The 16,634-nt window shown below is 71.9% G+C and carries 14 protein-coding genes; 9 read left to right on the top strand and 5 right to left on the bottom strand.

What is annotated here, in order from left to right:
• Positions 1-6 precede the first annotated feature (6 nt).
• The 3 genes from iolB to mmsA are packed head-to-tail and all read left to right on the top strand — an operon-like array spanning position 7 to position 4,234.
• On the top strand, positions 7-831 hold the full coding sequence (gene iolB / locus ACWD4O_RS16750) for a 5-deoxy-glucuronate isomerase (RefSeq protein ID WP_398425279.1): 825 nt from the start codon (positions 7-9) through the stop codon (positions 829-831).
• On the top strand, positions 828-2,717 hold the full coding sequence (iolD, locus tag ACWD4O_RS16745; RefSeq protein WP_450945794.1) for a 3D-(3,5/4)-trihydroxycyclohexane-1,2-dione acylhydrolase (decyclizing): 1,890 nt from the start codon (positions 828-830) through the stop codon (positions 2,715-2,717). Before iolB ends, iolD begins: the two co-directional genes overlap by 4 nt.
• Positions 2,718-2,731: 14 nt before the next feature.
• On the top strand, positions 2,732-4,234 hold the full coding sequence (gene mmsA / locus ACWD4O_RS16740; protein WP_351906497.1) for a CoA-acylating methylmalonate-semialdehyde dehydrogenase: 1,503 nt from the start codon (positions 2,732-2,734) through the stop codon (positions 4,232-4,234).
• A gap of 72 nt (positions 4,235-4,306) precedes the next feature.
• Here the strand turns inward: mmsA and ACWD4O_RS16735 are convergent, their stop codons facing one another.
• Positions 4,307-5,080 carry a hypothetical protein gene (locus ACWD4O_RS16735; RefSeq protein ID WP_451280466.1) on the bottom strand — a complete coding sequence of 258 codons (774 nt, stop codon included), beginning with the start codon at positions 5,078-5,080 and terminating at the stop codon, positions 4,307-4,309.
• A 246-nt stretch (positions 5,081-5,326) separates the two neighbouring features.
• On the opposite strand from ACWD4O_RS16735, the gene ACWD4O_RS16730 reads away from it, so the two are divergent.
• The 3 genes from ACWD4O_RS16730 (at position 5,327) to ACWD4O_RS16720 (ending at position 10,476) form a co-directional block, all read left to right on the top strand.
• On the top strand, positions 5,327-7,978 hold the full coding sequence (locus ACWD4O_RS16730; RefSeq protein ID WP_451280464.1) for a CocE/NonD family hydrolase: 2,652 nt from the start codon (positions 5,327-5,329) through the stop codon (positions 7,976-7,978).
• The gene (locus tag ACWD4O_RS16725) at positions 7,975-8,829 is read left to right on the top strand and encodes an ABC transporter permease (RefSeq protein ID WP_450945797.1); all 855 of its coding nucleotides are present in this window, start codon (positions 7,975-7,977) and stop codon (positions 8,827-8,829) included. The genes ACWD4O_RS16730 and ACWD4O_RS16725 overlap by 4 nt, the downstream gene beginning before the upstream one ends.
• A 141-nt stretch (positions 8,830-8,970) precedes the next feature.
• Entirely contained in the window at positions 8,971-10,476 is a 1,506-nt protein-coding gene (locus ACWD4O_RS16720; protein ID WP_451280463.1) for a YfbK domain-containing protein, read from the top strand.
• An 80-nt stretch (positions 10,477-10,556) separates the two neighbouring features.
• Here the strand turns inward: ACWD4O_RS16720 and ACWD4O_RS16715 are convergent, their stop codons facing one another.
• On the bottom strand, positions 10,557-10,964 hold the full coding sequence (locus ACWD4O_RS16715; RefSeq protein ID WP_451280461.1) for a rodlin: 408 nt from the start codon (positions 10,962-10,964) through the stop codon (positions 10,557-10,559).
• A 110-nt stretch (positions 10,965-11,074) separates the two neighbouring features.
• Entirely contained in the window at positions 11,075-11,485 is a 411-nt protein-coding gene (locus ACWD4O_RS16710) for a rodlin (protein ID WP_358805067.1), read from the bottom strand.
• A gap of 234 nt (positions 11,486-11,719) precedes the next feature.
• On the opposite strand from ACWD4O_RS16710, the gene ACWD4O_RS16705 reads away from it, so the two are divergent.
• The 3 genes from ACWD4O_RS16705 (at position 11,720) to ACWD4O_RS16695 (ending at position 13,940) form a co-directional block, all read left to right on the top strand.
• Positions 11,720-12,130, top strand: a complete 411-nt coding sequence (locus ACWD4O_RS16705; protein ID WP_451280459.1) for a rodlin — start codon at positions 11,720-11,722, stop codon at positions 12,128-12,130.
• 242 nt (positions 12,131-12,372) lie between these two features.
• Positions 12,373-12,600, top strand: coding sequence for a chaplin (locus tag ACWD4O_RS16700; protein WP_451043393.1), 228 nt, complete (start codon positions 12,373-12,375; stop codon positions 12,598-12,600).
• Positions 12,601-12,716: 116 nt separating this feature from the next.
• Positions 12,717-13,940: a chaplin family protein gene (locus ACWD4O_RS16695; protein WP_451280457.1), complete on the top strand. Its 1,224-nt coding sequence runs from the start codon at positions 12,717-12,719 to the stop codon at positions 13,938-13,940.
• A 45-nt stretch (positions 13,941-13,985) separates the two neighbouring features.
• Here the strand turns inward: ACWD4O_RS16695 and ACWD4O_RS16690 are convergent, their stop codons facing one another.
• Both ACWD4O_RS16690 and ACWD4O_RS16685 read right to left on the bottom strand, forming a co-directional pair.
• The gene (locus ACWD4O_RS16690) at positions 13,986-15,230 is read right to left on the bottom strand and encodes an FAD-dependent oxidoreductase (RefSeq protein ID WP_451280455.1); all 1,245 of its coding nucleotides are present in this window, start codon (positions 15,228-15,230) and stop codon (positions 13,986-13,988) included.
• On the bottom strand, positions 15,230-16,534 hold the full coding sequence (locus tag ACWD4O_RS16685) for a carboxylate--amine ligase (protein ID WP_451280453.1): 1,305 nt from the start codon (positions 16,532-16,534) through the stop codon (positions 15,230-15,232). Before ACWD4O_RS16685 ends, ACWD4O_RS16690 begins: the two co-directional genes overlap by 1 nt.
• Positions 16,535-16,634 lie beyond the last annotated feature (100 nt).

Genomic DNA, 16,634 nt, shown 5'->3' with positions numbered 1-16,634 from the left:
GGCCGCATGACGAACAACGACCTGTACGTCCCGCGCGGCGCCACCGCGGACGGGAACTACGTCCTCGACATCGACCCGAAGCGGGCCGGCTGGACCCACAGCAGCCTGCGGATCGTCGAGCTGGAGCCGGGCGGCACGCACCTGTTCACCACCGGTGACAGTGAGTGGATCGTGCTTCCGCTCGAAGGCGGATGTACCGTACAAACAGACGGAAATGAGTTCCAACTCCTGGGCAGGGAAAGCGTGTTCGCGTCGGTCTCCGACTTCGCGTACGTTCCCCGAGACGCCCGGGTCCAGATCGCCTCCGGCGCGGGAGGCCGCTTCGCCCTGGCAGGAGCGAAGTGCGAGCGACAACTCCCCGCCCGCTACGGCCCCGCGCCGGAGGTCCCCGTCGAAGAGCGCGGCAGCGGCAACTGCGCCCGTCTGGTGCGCAACTTCGCCTCCGCCGACGCCTTCGACTGCGACAAACTGATCGCCGTCGAGGTGATCACCCCCGGCGGCAACTGGTCCTCGTACCCGCCGCACAAGCACGACGAGCACCGGCCGGGCGAGGAGGCCGAGCTCGAGGAGATCTACTACTTCGAGATCGACGGCCCGGGCGGCTTCGGCTATCAGCGCGTCTCGCCCTCGCGCGAGGGCGGCGCCGACGTCCTCGCCGAGGTCCGCTCCGGTGACGCCGTCCTCGTCCCCGACGGCTGGCACGGCCCGGCCATCGCCCAGCCGGGCCACGCCATGTACTACCTGAACGTCATGGCGGGACCGGGCCAGACCCGGGAGTGGCGGATCTGCTTCCACCCGGACCACGTAGAGAGCACAGGGGGTTACCGATGACGTCGACCTCGACCACCAGGCTGACCGTCGCCCAGGCGCTCGTCCGCTTCCTCGCCGCCCAGTACACGGAGCGCGACGGCGTACGGCAGCGGCTGATCGGCGCGACCTGGGGCATCTTCGGCCACGGCAACGTGGCCGGCCTCGGCCAGGCGCTGATCGAGTACGGCGCCGAGATGCCGTTCCACCAGGGCCGCAACGAGCAGTCCATGGTGCACGCGGCGGTGGGCTACGCCCGCCAGTCGAACCGGCTCTCCACGCACGCGGTGACGACGTCCATCGGCCCCGGCGCGACGAACCTCGTGACCGGCGCCGCCCTGGCGACCGTCAACCACCTCCCGGTCCTCCTCCTCCCCGGCGACATCTTCGCGACCCGCGTGGCCGACCCGGTGCTCCAGCAGCTCGAAGTCCCCTACGCGGGCGATGTGTCGGTCAACGACTCCCTGCGCCCGGTGTCGAGGTACTTCGACCGCGTCACCCGCCCGGAGGCCCTGATCCCGGCGGCCCTCCAGGCGATGCGGGTGCTGACGGACCCCGTGGAGACGGGCGCGGTCACCCTCGCGATGCCCCAGGACGTCCAGGCCGAGGCCTACGACTGGCCCGACGAGTTCTTCGCCGAGCGCACCTGGGTCGTCCGCCGCCCGGGCGCCGACCCGACCGAACTCGCGGAGGCGGTCCGCGCGATACGCGCCGCCCGCCGCCCCCTGATCATCGCCGGCGGCGGAGTCCACCACAGCCGCGCGGAGGAGGCCCTCGCCGAGTTCGCCGAGGCCACCGGCATCCCGGTCGCCTCCACCCAGGCCGGCAAGGGCTCGCTGCGCTACGACCACCCCCAGGACGTGGGCGGCGTCGGCCACACCGGCACCGCCACCGCCGACGAACTCGCCCGCACCGCGGACCTGATCATCGGCGTGGGCACCCGCTACACCGACTTCACCACGGCCTCGGGCACCCTGTTCACGGGTGACGGAGTCCGCTTCCTCAACCTCAACATCGCCCCCTACGACGGCCACAAGCTCGCCGGTCTGCCTCTCGTGGCGGACGCCCGCAGCGGCCTGGGCGAGCTGACGCAGGCCCTCGGACTGCACGGCCACCGCGTCGCGGACGCCTATGTCACCGAGTACTCCGAGGACAAGGAGCGCTGGGAGCAGCGCGTCGACGCCTGCTACGAGGCCGACGAGCCCGACGTGCGCCCGACGCAGCCGCAGGTGCTCGGGGCCCTCGACGCCCTCGCCGACGAGTCGGACGTCATCATCAACGCGGCCGGTTCCCTCCCCGGGGACCTGCACAAGCTGTGGCGGGCCCGCTCCCGGGACCAGTACCACCTGGAGTACGGCTACTCCTGCATGGGCTACGAGATCCCGGCGGCCATCGGAGTGAAACTCGCCGCCCCCGAGCGCAACGTCTGGGCGCTGGTCGGCGACGGCACGTATCTGATGATGCCGACCGAGATCGTGACGGCCGTGCAGGAGGGGATCGCGATCAAGATCCTGCTCATCCAGAACCACGGCTACGCCTCGATCGGCGGTCTGTCGGAGTCCGTCGGCGGCGAACGGTTCGGCACCGCGTACCGCTACACCTCGGACGACGGCACCTTCACCGGCGCCCCGCTGCCCGTCGACCTGGCCGCCAACGTGGCCAGCCTCGGGATGCGCGTCCTGCGCGCGAAGACCGTCCAAGAACTGCGCGAGGCCCTCGCCGAGGCCCGCCGCGCCGACACTCCCACTTGTGTCTACGTGGAGACCGAAACGGCCGACACTGTGTCGGGCCCGCCGCCCGCGCAGGCCTGGTGGGATGTACCTGTGGCCGAGACCGCGACACGACCGTCCGCGGTGAAGGCACGTGAGCTGTACGAACGGCACGTCTCTACCCGACGCCGCCATCTGTGAAGGAGCACTCGGTCATGACGAAGATCGTCAACCACTGGATCGGCGGCAAGACCGTCGAAGGCGCGTCGGGCAACTACGGGCCGGTCACGGACCCGGCGACCGGCGCGGTCACCACGAAGGTCGCGTTCGCCTCCGTCGAGGAGGTCGACGCGGCGGTTGCGGCCGCGAAGGACGCGTTCGCGACCTGGGGCCTCTCGTCCCTCGCCAAGCGCACCACGATCCTGTTCAAGTTCCGTGCGCTGCTGGACGCGCACCGCGACGAGATCGCCGAGCTGATCACCGCCGAGCACGGCAAGGTGCACAGCGACGCGCTCGGCGAGGTCGCGCGCGGCCTGGAGATCGTCGACCTGGCGTGCGGGATCACCGTACAGTTGAAGGGCGAGCTGTCCACCGAGGTCGCCAGCCGGGTGGACGTCTCCTCCATCCGTCAGCCGCTGGGCGTCGTCGCGGGCATCACGCCGTTCAACTTCCCGGCGATGGTCCCGATGTGGATGTTCCCGATCGCGATCGCGACCGGCAACACCTTTGTGCTGAAGCCGTCCGAGAAGGACCCCTCGGCGTCCCTGAAGCTCGCCGAGCTCCTCGCCGAGGCCGGTCTGCCGGACGGCGTGTTCAACGTCGTCAACGGCGACAAGGCGGCCGTCGACCGCCTCCTGGAGCACCCGGACGTCAAGGCCGTCTCCTTCGTGGGCTCGACCCCGATCGCCCGGCACATCCACACCACGGCCTCCGCGAACCACAAGCGCGTCCAGGCGCTCGGCGGCGCGAAGAACCACATGCTGGTCCTCCCCGACGCGGACCTGGACGCGGCCGCGGACGCCGCCGTCTCCGCCGCCTACGGCTCGGCCGGCGAGCGCTGCATGGCCATCTCCGCGGTCGTCGCGGTCGGTTCGATCGGCGACGAGCTGGTGGAGAAGATCCGCGAGCGCGCCGAGAAGATCAAGATCGGTCCCGGCAACGACCCGACCTCCGAGATGGGCCCGCTCATCACGGCCGTCCACCGCGACAAGGTCGCCTCCTACGTCACCGGCGCGGCGGCCGAGGGCGCCGAGGTCGTCCTGGACGGCACCGGCTACACCGTCGACGGTTTCGAGGACGGCCACTGGATCGGCATCTCGCTCCTCGACAAGGTCCCCACCACCGCGAAGGCCTACCAGGACGAGATCTTCGGCCCGGTGCTGTGCGTGCTGCGCGTGGACACCTACGACGAGGGCGTGGCGCTGATCAACAGCTCCCCCTTCGGCAACGGCACCGCGATCTTCACCCGGGACGGCGGCGCGGCCCGCCGCTTCCAGCTGGAGATCGAGGCCGGCATGGTCGGCGTCAACGTCCCGATCCCGGTCCCCGTCGGCTACCACAGCTTCGGCGGCTGGAAGGACTCGCTGTTCGGCGACCACCACATCTACGGCAACGACGGCACCCACTTCTACACCCGCGGCAAGGTCGTCACCACCCGCTGGCCCGACCCCGCCGACGCCCCCACCGGCGTCGACCTGGGCTTCCCCCGCAACCACTGAGGCCCGAACACCCGCAGACCCGGACGCGCCCTGTCCTCTCTCGCTCTCGCGAGGGGGCAGGGCGCGCTCGTGTCACTGTGCGCCGCCGCCCTGCTCGACGGCCTCGGTGAGATCGCCGGTCTGCGCGGCCGGCGGAGCCTGCACCGCGGCCGTCCCGCCGAACTTCACGAAGTCCATGGTGACGGTCACCTCGCCGACGGTCTGCTTCAACCGCACCGGCAGCTCCTTGCCTCCGACCCAGACGTCCACGGTGACCGAGTCCGCGCCGCCGGTGACCGAGTCGTACAGGCTGCCGCCGTCGAGCACGGCCCGGTAGTGGGTCGTGCGCTGACCGCCGACCGTCTCCTTGCCGAGCTCCTCCACGTCGTCGGCGTACTTCAGGCTGCTCAGGGAGGCCACCGGGCCGGCGCTCTCGGAGGGGGCCTGCGGGCCCGCGTCGCCGAACATCGCCGACGCGTCCACCTTCATCCACTCCTTGCCCGCGAGCGGGCCGGCGGGCTGCGGATCGACGTCGTAGTAATAGACGCCGTCGACGAACAGCGCGCGGATCCGCGGGGCGTCCTGGAGCCTCTGCAGCCGGGCGGCCGCGGTGTCCATCTCGACGTCGAAGGCGTAGCCGTCACCCCAGGTGTACAGGCCGTCCATGGCGACCGGCTGCCCGGCTCCCAGGTCGGTCGTCATCCTGACCTCGGCGGATCCCAGATCCTGGCTCAGGTCGCCCGCCCGGGTCAGCACCGACAGGATCCCGGCGGTGTCGTCCACGACCTTGGACGACGCGTCGGCGGCCTCCGCCGCCCGCCTGCCGCACCCGACACCGGCCAGCAGCGCGGCCGCCGTGATCGCCACCCAGACAGCCCTGTGCCCCGGTCCCATATGTCCCCACCCCTGTGCAACGTCTGTGCCCGCACAACCCTGACGGGACACACTTTGCACGCCCGTACGTCGAACGTCCGCACGTTTTCCCTGAATTCAGGCGGGCGCCGTGTACCGCGCCTGCGGTACACGCGGCCGGTCGCGTACGCCCTCAGGAGGTCGGCCAGTTCGGTCTACGGTCGACATCTTCACGACAGGTTGACGCCGTACCGTTGAAGCATGGATCTTCGATTGCCCGGTCTGCGAGGACCATGGCGGCCGCGACGGATCATCTCCGCCGCGGCCGCAGTGGTCGTACTCGCCGGTGCCGGTACCTGGACGGCCGTCGCCGCCGACGACGACACGCCCGCGGTGCACCGCGCCGACCGGGTCATGGCGGTGGACGGCGTACGCCTGGACACCTCCTACTTCACCGCCGGCGGATCGGGCCGCCGCCCCGCCGTCCTCCTCGGACACGGCTTCGGCGGCAGCAAGGACGACGTACGCGCGCAGGCCGAGAAGCTCGCCCAGGACGGGTACGCGGTGCTGACCTGGTCGGCGCGCGGCTTCGGCGAGTCCACCGGCAAGATCGGGCTGAACGACCCCAAGGGCGAGGTCGCCGACGTCTCGAAGCTGATCGACTGGCTCGCGAAGCAGCCCCAGGTCCAGCTCGACAAGACCGGCGACCCGCGCGTGGGCGTGGCCGGCGCCTCCTACGGCGGCGCGATCTCGCTCCTCGCCGCCGGGTACGACGACCGCGTCGACGCCATCGCCCCCGCGATCACCTACTGGAACCTCGCGGACGCCCTGTTCCCCGACGGCGTGTTCAAGAAGCTGTGGGCCGGCATCTTCTTCAACACCGGCGGCGGCGCCGCCAACTTCGAACCCGCGCTGGCCACGATGTACGAACGCGTCGCCGAGTCCGGCACCCCGGACGCCGCCGCCCGCGCGCTCCTCGAACAGCGCTCCCCGTCCGCCGTCGCCGACCGCATCAAGGTCCCCACCCTCCTCATCCAGGGCCAGACGGACTCCCTCTTCACCCTCGCCCAGTCCGACGCCGCCGAGAAGGCGATCAAGGCCAACGGCGCACCCGTCGACGTCGACTGGATCGCGGGCGGCCACGACGGCGGCGACCTGGAGAGCAGCCGCGTCCAGGCACGCGTCACCTCCTGGTTCGACCGGTACCTCAAGAAGGACACCTCCGCCGACACCGGCCCCGCCTTCCGCGTCACCCGCACCGGAGGCGTCGACTCCACCGACGGCGCCGCCCTGCTCAGGGGCGCGAGCGCGGCCGGCTACCCCGGCCTGACCAGCGGCGACCGCTCGTTCCCGCTGACCGGCCGCCGCCCGGAGCAGTCCTTCGCCAACCCGGCCGGCGCCAGCCCGCCCGCCGTCTCCGCCCTGCCCGGCCTCGGCGGCGGCGGCCTCTCGCAGCTCTCCTCCCTCGGCGTCGGCATCTCGCTCGACTTCCCCGGCCAGTACGCCTCCTTCGACTCCGCCCCGGTCACCGGCGACCTGCGCGTCACCGGCTCCCCGACGGTCACCGTCCACGTCAAGTCGACGACCGACCAGGCCGTCCTCTTCGCCAAGGTCTACGACGTCGGCGCCGACGGCGCCCAGCAGGTGCTGCCCTCCCAGCTCGTCGCCCCGGTCCGGGTCGAGGGCGCCAAGGCCGGCAAGGACGTCACCATCACGCTCCCGGCGATCGACCACGAGGTCGACGAAGGCCACCGGCTGCGCCTGGTCCTCGCCTCCACCGACCTCGGCTACGCCTCCCCGCTGACCCCGGCGACCTACACGGTCTCCCTGAAGAGCGACCTGTCGGTCCCCACCGCCCCGGCCGTGACGACGGCGGCGGCCCCGCTCCCGTCCTGGGTCTGGTGGCTGCCCCTCGCCGGCGCGGCCGTGGCGCTGGCCCTGCTGCTGACCGCCCGCCGCCGCGTCACCACGGCCCCCGCGCCCGACCCCGAGCTCGCCGAGGTCCCGCTGCAGATCACCGACCTGAGCAAGAAGTACGCGGGCGGCGACCGCTACAGCGTCCGCGACCTCTCCTTCCAGGTCGAGAAGGGCCAGGTCCTCGGCCTGCTCGGCCCGAACGGCGCCGGCAAGACGACGACCCTGCGCATGCTGATGGGCCTGATCAAGCCCGACGGCGGCGAGATCCGCGTCTTCGGCCACGCCATCCGCCCGGGCGCCCCCGTCCTGTCCCGCGTCGGCTCCTTCGTCGAGGGCGCCGGCTTCCTCCCGCACCTGACCGGCCGGGAGAACCTGGAGCTGTACTGGCGGGCCACCGGCCGCCCGGCCGAGGACGCCCACCTCGAAGAGGCCCTGAAGATCGCCGGCCTCGGCGAGGGCCTCGCCCGCGCGGTGCGCACCTACTCCCAGGGCATGCGCCAGCGCCTCGCCATCGCCCAGGCCATGCTCGGCCTCCCGGACCTGCTCATCCTCGACGAGCCGACCAACGGCCTCGACCCGCCGCAGATCCGCGAGATGCGCGAGGTGATGATCCGCTACGCGGCCGCCGGCCGCACGGTGATCGTCTCCAGCCATCTCCTGTCCGAGGTCGAGCAGTCCTGCACCCACCTCGTGGTCATGGACCGGGGCCGGCTCGTCCAGGCCGGCCCGGTCGCCGCCATCATCGGCTCCGGCGACACCCTCCTCGTGGGCACCGGCACCCCGGTGGAGGAGCCGATCGTGGAGAAGATCTCGGCGCTGCCCGGCATCGCCTCCGCGGTCGTCACCGACGACGGCCTCCTCGTCCGGCTGGACACCGACGGCACCGCCCAACGCCTGGTCGCCGAACTCGTCCGGCTCGACGTGCCGGTGACCTCCGTCGGCCCGCACCGCCGCCTGGAGGACGCCTTCCTCACCCTGATCGGAGGTTCCGCATGAGCACGCTCACCGAGGTCGCCTCCGGCTACCAGGCCCGCCGCACCCTCCCGCTGCGCGTCGAGCTGGTCCGCCAGCTGGGGCGCCGCCGCACGATCGTCATGGGCGCCGTCCTCGCCGCCCTCCCGTTCGTCCTGCTCATCGCCTTCGCCATCGGCGGCGAGCCGGGCGGCCGCAACAACACGGTGTCCCTGATGGACACCGCGACCGCGTCCGGCGCCAACTTCGCCGCCGTCAACCTGTTCGTCTCGGCGGGCTTCCTGCTGGTCATCCCGGTCGCCCTGTTCTGCGGGGACACGGTCGCCTCGGAGGCCGGCTGGTCCTCCCTGCGCTACCTCCTGGCCGCGCCCGTGCCCCGGGCCCGGCTGCTGTGGTCCAAGCTCGTCGTCGGCCTCGGCCTCAGCCTGGCCGCGATGGTCCTGCTGCCGGTCGTCGCCCTCGCCGTCGGCTCCGCGGCCTACGGCTGGGGCCCGCTGGAACTGCCCACCGGCGGCGAACTCGCCCCGGGCACCGCGGCCGGGCGGCTGCTGATCGTGATCGGGTTCATCTTCGTCAGCCAACTGGTCACCGCGGGACTGGCGTTCTGGCTCTCCACCAAGACCGACGCCCCGCTCGGCGCGGTCGGCGGCGCGGTCGGCCTGACCATCGTGGGCAACGTCCTGGACGCCGTCACGGCACTCGGCGACTGGCGCGACTTCCTGCCCGCGCACTGGCAGTTCGCCTGGGCCGACGCCGTCCAGCCCACCCCCGAGTGGTCCGGCATGATCCAGGGCACCGCCGTCTCGGTAACGTACGCGCTCGTCCTGTTCGCCCTGGCCTTCAGGGGTTTCGCCCGCAAGGACGTCGTCTCCTAGGTCACCGGAGGATCACCCACCGGTCTCGAAGACCGGCCGTCGTGCCCTCTTCGAGACGTATCCGCAACGCCCCGTGCCGCACGTTCCGGCCCCCTGCCCCGTCACAGTCACAGACATCGACGGACACAGGGGGCACGGGACATGAAAACCCACCGGACAGCGCGACTCCTCGCCGCCGCGGCGGCCACGGCACTCCTGCTCACCGGCTGCGGCGCGGGCGCCGACTCCGACAGCAGCAAGGCCTCGGACGGAGCGGCGAACCGCAGCGACGGCTTCCCCGCCCCGAGCGAACCCCGCGCGGACGAGGACCTCACGGACGGGGACCGCAAGGCCGCCCCCGACCACCTCTCCACCTTCGCCCTCGACGTCGACACCGCCTCCTACGGCTACGCCCGCCGCACCCTCGCCGAAGGCCGGCTCCCGGACCCCTCGACCGTCCGCCCCGAGGAATTCGTCAACAGCTTCCGCCAGGACTACGAACGCCCCGACGGCAACGGCTTCTCGGTCACCGTCGACGGCGCCCGCACCGGCGACGACGACTGGTCCCTGGTCCGCGTCGGCCTCGCCACCCGCAAGGCCGCCGGATCGGGCGAGCGCCCGCCCGCCGCCCTCACCTTCGTCATCGACGTCTCCGGCTCGATGGCCGAACCCGGCCGCCTGGACCTCGCCCGGTCCGCCCTCGGCACGATGACCGACCGGCTCCGCGACGACGACTCCGTGGCCATCGTCACCTTCAGCGGCGAGGCCGAGACCGTCCTGCCGATGACCAGGCTCGGCGACCGCCGCGACCGCGTCCACGACGCCATCGACGGCCTGGAGCCGACCGACTCCACCAACCTCGGCGCCGGCGTCGAGACCGGTTACGAGACCGCCGTCGAAGGCCTGCGCGAGGGCGCCACCAACCGGGTCGTGCTCGTCTCCGACGCCCTCGCCAACACCGGCGACACGGACGCCGACTCCATCCTGGAACGCATCGCCGACGCCCGCGAGGAACACGGCATCACCCTCTTCGGCGTGGGCGTCGGCAGCGACTACGGCGACGCCCTGATGGAACGCCTCGCCGACAAGGGCGACGGCCACACCGCCTACGTCTCGAACGAGGCGGACGCCCGCAAGGTCTTCTCCACCGACCTCCCCCAGAACGTCGACCTGACCGCCCGCGACGCCAAGGCCCAGGTCGCCTTCGACCCCGAGACGGTCGCCGAGTTCCGCCTCGTCGGCTACGACGACCGCCGCGTCGCCGACGACGACTTCCGCGACGACGGCGTCGACGGCGGCGAGATCGGCCCCGGCCACACCGTCACCGCCCTCTACGCCGTGCGCACCAGGTCCGGCGCCGACGGCCACCTCGCCACGGCCACCGTCCGCTGGCTCGACCCCGACACCCGCACCCCGCACGAGGCCACCGGACAGCTGGAGACCGACGCCCTGCACGATGACCTCACCGACGCACCCGTCCGCTTCCAGGTCACCACGACGGCCGCCTACTTCGCCGACGCCCTGCGCGATTCCGAGCGCTCACTGCCCGACGCCCCGTCACTGAGCGAACTCGGCGAAACAGCCGACGCGTTGGCGAGGAAGACCGAGGACAAGGAGGTCGCCGACCTCGCCGAAGCCATCACCGACGCAAGCCGCCTCGACCTCTAGCACCGCACCTCAAGGGACACACGAAACGGCGGGCCACCGGAGTTCCGGTGACCCGCCGTCGCGGTACGTCAGGCGGTGGCTCAGCCGTTGCCCGCGCCGTTGCCCGACAGCGCGGAGATGTCGTCCAGGATGTGCGACAGCGGCTCGTCGCCCTTGGCCTGGGTGCTGTTCTCGACGCACTGCTGGTTCTGCGGGGAGGACAGGACGTTGATGTCCTGGACGTTGATCGGCACAGCGCCGACGAGGCCCTGCAGGTTCAGCTTGGCGGGCAGGCCGAGGCACGGCTTGTTCAGCGAGCCCTGGACCAGCGAGAGCTGCGGGCTCATGTCGCCGAACGTGGCCGAGTTGCCGAACTCCGACGAGGCGCCGTTGCCACTGGCGGAGGTGGTGCCACTGTCGTCACCGATGGCCAGGGCCTGCGGCGCGGAGGCGACCGCGACACCGGCCAGGGAGGCGGCGACAACCGCGGTTGCCCACAGCTTCTTCATGTTCTTTCCCTTTCGAAAAACGGACTCCGGGGGAGGCGCTGGGTGATCGTCGCGCCTGCGCCGAACAGCGGGCCGTCGGTGGTCCGTCGACCCGCTGTCGGGGTGGAACGTCAGTGGTTGGCGGCGCCGTTGCCCGCGAGGACCGAGATGTCGTCCAGGATGTGCGAAAGCGCCTCGTCGCCCTTGGCCTGGGTGCTGTTCTCGACGCACTGCTGGTTCTGCGGGGAGGACAGGACGTTGATGTCCTGGACGTTGATCGGGACAGCGCCGACGAGGCCCTGCAGGTTCCCCTTCACCGGCAGGCCGATGCACGGCTTGTTGAGGGAGCCCTGGATGAGCGCCATCTGGGGGCTCATGTTGCCGAAGGTGGCCGAATTGCCGAACGACTGGCTGGCGCCGTTGCCGCTGGCGGAGGTGGTGCCGCTGTCGTTGCCGATGGCGAGCGCGGGGGCGGCAGCAGCTGCGGAGACGCCGACGACGGAAGCGGCGACCGCGGCGGCGGCCAGAACCTTCTTGATCACTTGCTAGTCCCTTCTGAAGAAACCCCGTCCACCGGAGCGCTCTGATCAACTGCCCAGGTGACGTTTGGTTGCCCCCCTTCACTCTGATGGCCCATTCCTGCCGGGGCCCGAAAAAAATGGGGGGCGAACTCCTATCGGGTGAAGTGCCGCAACCATTGCCGGCGTACCGGGTTGAGTCGGTGGCAGGCACATGGTCCTGGCGCGAGGCCAGGACAGGGAAAGGAAAAAAGCGAAATGCTGAAGAAGGCAATGGCCGTGGCAGCGGTCGCCACGTCCGTCATCGGTGTGTCGGCGGCGGCCGCGCCTCAGGCGCTTGCCATCGGGGACGACGCCGGCACCACCTCCGCCAGCGGCAACGGTGCCTCGTCGAAGTTCGGCAACTCGGTGACCAAGGGCGACATGAGCCCCCAGGCCACGCTGGTCCAGAGCTCCCTGAACAAACTGTGCATCGGTCTGCCGGTCAAGGGGAACGTGCAGGGCATCCTCGGCGCGGTCCCGATCGACGTCCAGGACATCAACGTCCTGTCCTCCCCGCAGAACCAGCAGTGCGCGGAGAACTCCACCCAGGCCAAGGGCGACGAGCCGCTCTCGCACATCCTGGACGACATCTCCGCCCTCTCGGGCAACGGCGTGGCCAACGGCTGACCTTCGACCGCCGACGTCCACCGGCGCTGCTCGCCGGACGGTCCGTGTCTTTTCGGCGGGCCGTCCGGCGGTGGTGTATTTGGCGAAGCGTTTTTTCTGCAGTAGGCCTGACGCGTCAATCTTATGAATGCGTTCGAGTGAATTCCCGGGCGACGCGCGTTTCTCAGTTGCTTCGGCTGTCTATCTCTCGTTTGCAGCTTGCGAGTCGTGCATCCGGGCACGGCCGCGGAGAAGGGAAACCCATGAAGAAGAGTGCTGCTGTTGTCGCGGGTCTGATCCTGGCGCTGGGCGGGGCCGCCCCCGCCTTCGCCGACGCTGATGCCAACGGTGCGGCCATCGGCTCCCCGGGCGTCCTGTCGGGCAACGTCGTTCAGGTTCCGATCCACATCCCGATCAACGTGTGTGGCAACTCGATCAACGTCATCGCGCTGCTGAACCCGACCGCCGGCAACGTCTGCATCAACGACTGACGACGCATCACACCAGCCGTACGGCTGGGTCGAGGCCGGCCTTGGACGACTCTTCGGTGGTCCAGGGTCGGCTTTTCCCACTTCTTCACGCAGGATCAAGCAGGAAGACAACGAGATTGCGCCAGACCCTGAGCAGGGGAATGGTCGCGGCAGCCGCCGCGACGAGCATTCTGTCCCTGTGCGGCAGCGGTACCGCCCTCGCCGACTCGCACGCCGACGGGGCCGCCAAGGAATCGCCCGGACTCCTGTCGGGCAACCATGTCGAGGCCCCGGTGAACATCCCGGTGAACGCCTGCGGCAACTCGGTCGACGCCGCCGCCGCGCTCAACCCCACGTTCGGCAACTCCTGTGCCAACCGGTCGGCCGAGCACCGGCACCGCGCCCACTTCACCGACGGGACGTACGGCCCACACGGGACGCCTTACGGCGACGACGACTCCGGATACGGGGGGTCTCGCCACGGGGACTCGGGTCACGGGGGCTCGGGTCACGGGGTCCAGGGCTACCAGGACTCGGGATACAAGGACTACTCGGGCTACGGGGACAAGGGCTACGAGGACAGGGGCTACGAGGAATCGGATCACTGGGGCACCGGGTACGGCGACTCGGGTTACGGGGGTCCGGATCGAGGGGGCTCCGGGCACGGCGACCACGGGTACGGAGACCACGGTCCGGGCGACGACTGCGGGGGCTACGGCGACTCGTGCGGCGGCGGAGATCACACGCCGCCGCCTGGTGGCGGGGAGCACCCGCCGCCTCCGCCGGGCGGCGAGCACACTCCGCCGCCTCCTGGTGGGGGCCACACCCCGCCTCCACCCGGTGGCGATCACTCGTACCCGCCTCCCCATGGTGGGGGCGGTACTCCGCCGGGTGGTGATCACTCGTCGCCGCCTCCGCACGGCGGCGGGGGAAGCACTCCGCCCGGTGGAGATCACTCCATCCCGCCTCCGCACGGTGGGGGCGGTACTCCGCCGGGTGGTGATCACTCGTCGCCGCCTCCGCACGGCGGTGGGGGCGGTACTCCGCCCGGTGGTGACCACTCCTCCCCGCCCCCGCACGGCGGCAGCAGCGCTCCGCCCTCCGGTGGCGGGCACTCGACGCCTCCGCACGGTGGGGAACACTCCACGCCTCCCTCCGGCGGTGGGCACTCGACGCCGCCCCAGGGCGGCGGACACTCCGTGCCCCCGCAGGGTGGCGGTGGCGGGCACGCGACGCCGCCGGAGTTGGCGCACACCGGCAGTGACAAGGCGGCGCTGCTCGCCGCGTCCGGGGTCAGCGCGGTGCTCATCGGCAGCGGCGCCCTCCTGTACCGGCGAGGCAGGGCCGCGTCCCGTCGGTGAACGGCACCGGGTGCCGGACGCCCTCGCGCCCGGCACCCGCGTCGCTCAGCCCCGTACCGCCGGCGCCGTGTCCTGGCGACCCGGCGCCGGGATCGCCCCGCTCGGCATGCCCGTGCGCAGCCGGCGCCGGACTCCCCGGACCAGGGACCCCGCCGTGAAGGTCGCGCCGTAGACGAAGCGCATCGCCGGGCCGAAGCCGGCCGCCGTCACCAGGCCGGCCATGAACAGGCCGGGGCAGGACGACTCGAAGTCCCGGCCGATCTCGGGGGAGCCGTCGGGCACCGTGGCCAGCGAGTCGCGCAGGTCGCCGGAGAGGAGCCCGAGCCGGTCGCGGGTCGCCTTGAAGCCGGTGGCCGCGATCACATGCTCGGTCTCGAAGGAGCCCGTTCCGGTCACCTCGAGGCGCACCCCGCCCGGGACCGCCCGCGCCGCCGTCACCTCGTGGTCGAGACGCACCTCCACGGCGCCCTCCACCCGGTCCCGCACCCACCACGCGCCGGCCGGGCCGAGCGCCGTCGCCGCGATCCGGGCCCGGGTCGGTTCCCGGAGCCGCCGGTAGAGGCCGGGGCGTTCCGCGTAGAACCAGTTGCGCCAGCCGCAGCCGAGGCCGCTCAGCGGGGAGCGGGCCGACTGCCACCACGGGCGTTCCCAGGCCGGCGGCACATCGTTCCAGCACAGTCGGTCGGCGCGGGCCAACACCCGTACCCGGGTGCCCTGTTCGGCGAGCAGGGCGGCCGTCTCCAGGGCGGCCTGGCCGCCGCCGATCACCGTGACGTCCCGGCCGCGGAAGCGGTCGAGGTCGCCGTGGTGGCTGCTGTGCGAGACGAGGCCGGAGGAGAGTCCGCGCAGGGCGGACGGGATCTCGACGAACGGCATCACGCCGACCGCGAGGGCGATCGTGCGGGCGTGCACGGTCTGGCCGTCCTCGGTGACCGCCTCGAAGCCGCCCGGCCGGGACGCGATCCGGGTCACGATGCGCTCGTCCACCTCGGGGACGGCGTTGCGGGCGAACCACCGGCCGTACTCGGCGAACATCTCCACCGGGATCGGCTCCCCGTGCCGGGCCGTCACGCCCTGGGTCGCGCAGTAGGCGTCGAGCCGCCAACGGGCTGCGGGGTCGGAGAGATTGGAGGCCCAGGGCTCGGACTTCAGGAACATGCCGCCCGGCATGTTGTCGCGCCAGGAGGCCATCGGCCGGCCGAAGACGCGCAGGCTCAGCCCGGCGGCCGCGGCATGGGACGCGATGGACAGGCCGTACGGGCCGGCGCCCACTACCAACAGGTCGTACATCAGCAACTGCTCGCTTTCTCGTCGTCGGTCGGTTCGGTCAGGCCCGTCAGGGACGGCGGCGGTGGCGGGGACTGACGGACCACGCGGGGCCGCACCCCGGCCGCGCCCGCCGTGCCGAGCCGGTGCAGCCGGCCGAGCAGCCGACGGGCGACATGGGCGCCCCACAGCCCCCACATGGCCCGGCCGGGGGCGGTGTCGTCGCCCGCGTGCCAGGCCAGCTCGCGGCCGGGGCCGCGCCGCGCGGGCCGCAGTGCGGCCAGCGGCGCGTAGTTCTCCACCACGAACGCCCGCCCCGGCAGCGGGGACCCGGCGGGCAGCGGACGGTGGGTCAGATCCAGGTGCTGGGCGCGGACGACGTCCAGCCCGCCGCCGTCGGCGAAGAGCCGGAACTGGGCGCCGGGCCGGGGGTTGAAGTCGAGCAGGTGGTAGTCGCCCGTCATGCCGCAGCGCCGGAAGTCGAGGTCGAGGATGCCCCGGTAGCCGAGTTCGTCGGTGAGCCGCTCGGCCAGCGTCCGCACCTGCGGGTTCTCGGTCCACTCGCCCACCGCGGTGAGTCCCGCGCCGCGCGGCCAGGCGCACAGCTTGCGGCCCGCACCGCCGCCGCCGACCGCGCCGGAGCGGTCGGCGTACCCGTGGAAGAACCAGTCGCGGTCCGGCCCCGGCGGCAGGAAGGCCTGGAGCAGCAGTCGGCTGCCCGCCTCCTCGGTGCGCATGTACAGGTCGCGCGCCTCCTGGGTGGAGCGCACCACGAGGGTGCTGCGCAGCCCCGAGTCGGCGGGCAGCAGCCAGGGCCGGCTCCACTTGGCCACCACCGGCAGGCCGAGCCGCCAGGCGGCGGAGGCGGCCTGGGCCGCGCTGTCCGGGACCACGGTGAGCGGGTGCGGCACGTCGGCCGCCGCGCACAGCTCGGCCAGTTCGGCTTTGTCGGCGACGCGTTCGGGCACCGTGCCGGGCTGCTGGGGCAGCAGGTAGGCGGGCGCGAGTTCCGCGCGTAGAGCGCTGACCGCGATCGCGCCGGCGTCGTCCATCGGGATCAGGACGGCGGGCCGTTCGATGCGGGCGGCCACCCGCAGCAGGACGGCGGCGATGTCGGCGGGGGCGGCGCCGGGCGGCGGCGGGGGATGCAACTGGCGTACGAAGCGGGATGTGCGTACGGGACTTCCCGTCGAGTCGGCGACCACGTGCACATCGACTCCGGCTCTGCCGAGCGAGCGCACGGCACCCAGCGTTCCGTGGTGAAAGGGATTCCGGTCGATCCGCAGGAGTACGGCGGGGACGCGGGTGTCGAGCAACGACTCGGGCATGGTTTGCCGGTCCTTCGGTTCAGTTCACCGGTATGGGCGATCGAGGCACTCGAAAGCCCTAATGGCGGTGGCGTAATTCCTTTTCGTGTGACTTTCATAT

This window comes from Streptomyces sp. NPDC002623, from assembly GCF_053592635.1.
Note: the sequence above shows the minus strand (reverse complement) of the source record. Positions and strands in the feature narration are given on the sequence as shown.

Excerpts from the sequence above, each read along its gene's own strand:
- ACWD4O_RS16725 (WP_450945797.1), top strand. The coding sequence starts at position 7,975 with ATGAGCACGCTCACCGAGGTCGCCTCCGGCTACCAGGCCCGCCGCACC.
- ACWD4O_RS16690 (WP_451280455.1), bottom strand. The coding sequence starts at position 15,230 with ATGTACGACCTGTTGGTAGTGGGCGCCGGCCCGTACGGCCTGTCCATC.
- ACWD4O_RS16705 (WP_451280459.1), top strand. The coding sequence starts at position 11,720 with ATGCTGAAGAAGGCAATGGCCGTGGCAGCGGTCGCCACGTCCGTCATC.
- iolB (WP_398425279.1), top strand. The coding sequence starts at position 7 with ATGACGAACAACGACCTGTACGTCCCGCGCGGCGCCACCGCGGACGGG.
- ACWD4O_RS16720 (WP_451280463.1), top strand. The coding sequence starts at position 8,971 with ATGAAAACCCACCGGACAGCGCGACTCCTCGCCGCCGCGGCGGCCACG.
- ACWD4O_RS16730 (WP_451280464.1), top strand. The coding sequence starts at position 5,327 with ATGGATCTTCGATTGCCCGGTCTGCGAGGACCATGGCGGCCGCGACGG.
- iolD (WP_450945794.1), top strand. The coding sequence starts at position 828 with ATGACGTCGACCTCGACCACCAGGCTGACCGTCGCCCAGGCGCTCGTC.
- mmsA (WP_351906497.1), top strand. The coding sequence starts at position 2,732 with ATGACGAAGATCGTCAACCACTGGATCGGCGGCAAGACCGTCGAAGGC.
- ACWD4O_RS16685 (WP_451280453.1), bottom strand. The coding sequence starts at position 16,534 with ATGCCCGAGTCGTTGCTCGACACCCGCGTCCCCGCCGTACTCCTGCGG.
- ACWD4O_RS16700 (WP_451043393.1), top strand. The coding sequence starts at position 12,373 with ATGAAGAAGAGTGCTGCTGTTGTCGCGGGTCTGATCCTGGCGCTGGGC.
- ACWD4O_RS16715 (WP_451280461.1), bottom strand. The coding sequence starts at position 10,964 with ATGAAGAAGCTGTGGGCAACCGCGGTTGTCGCCGCCTCCCTGGCCGGT.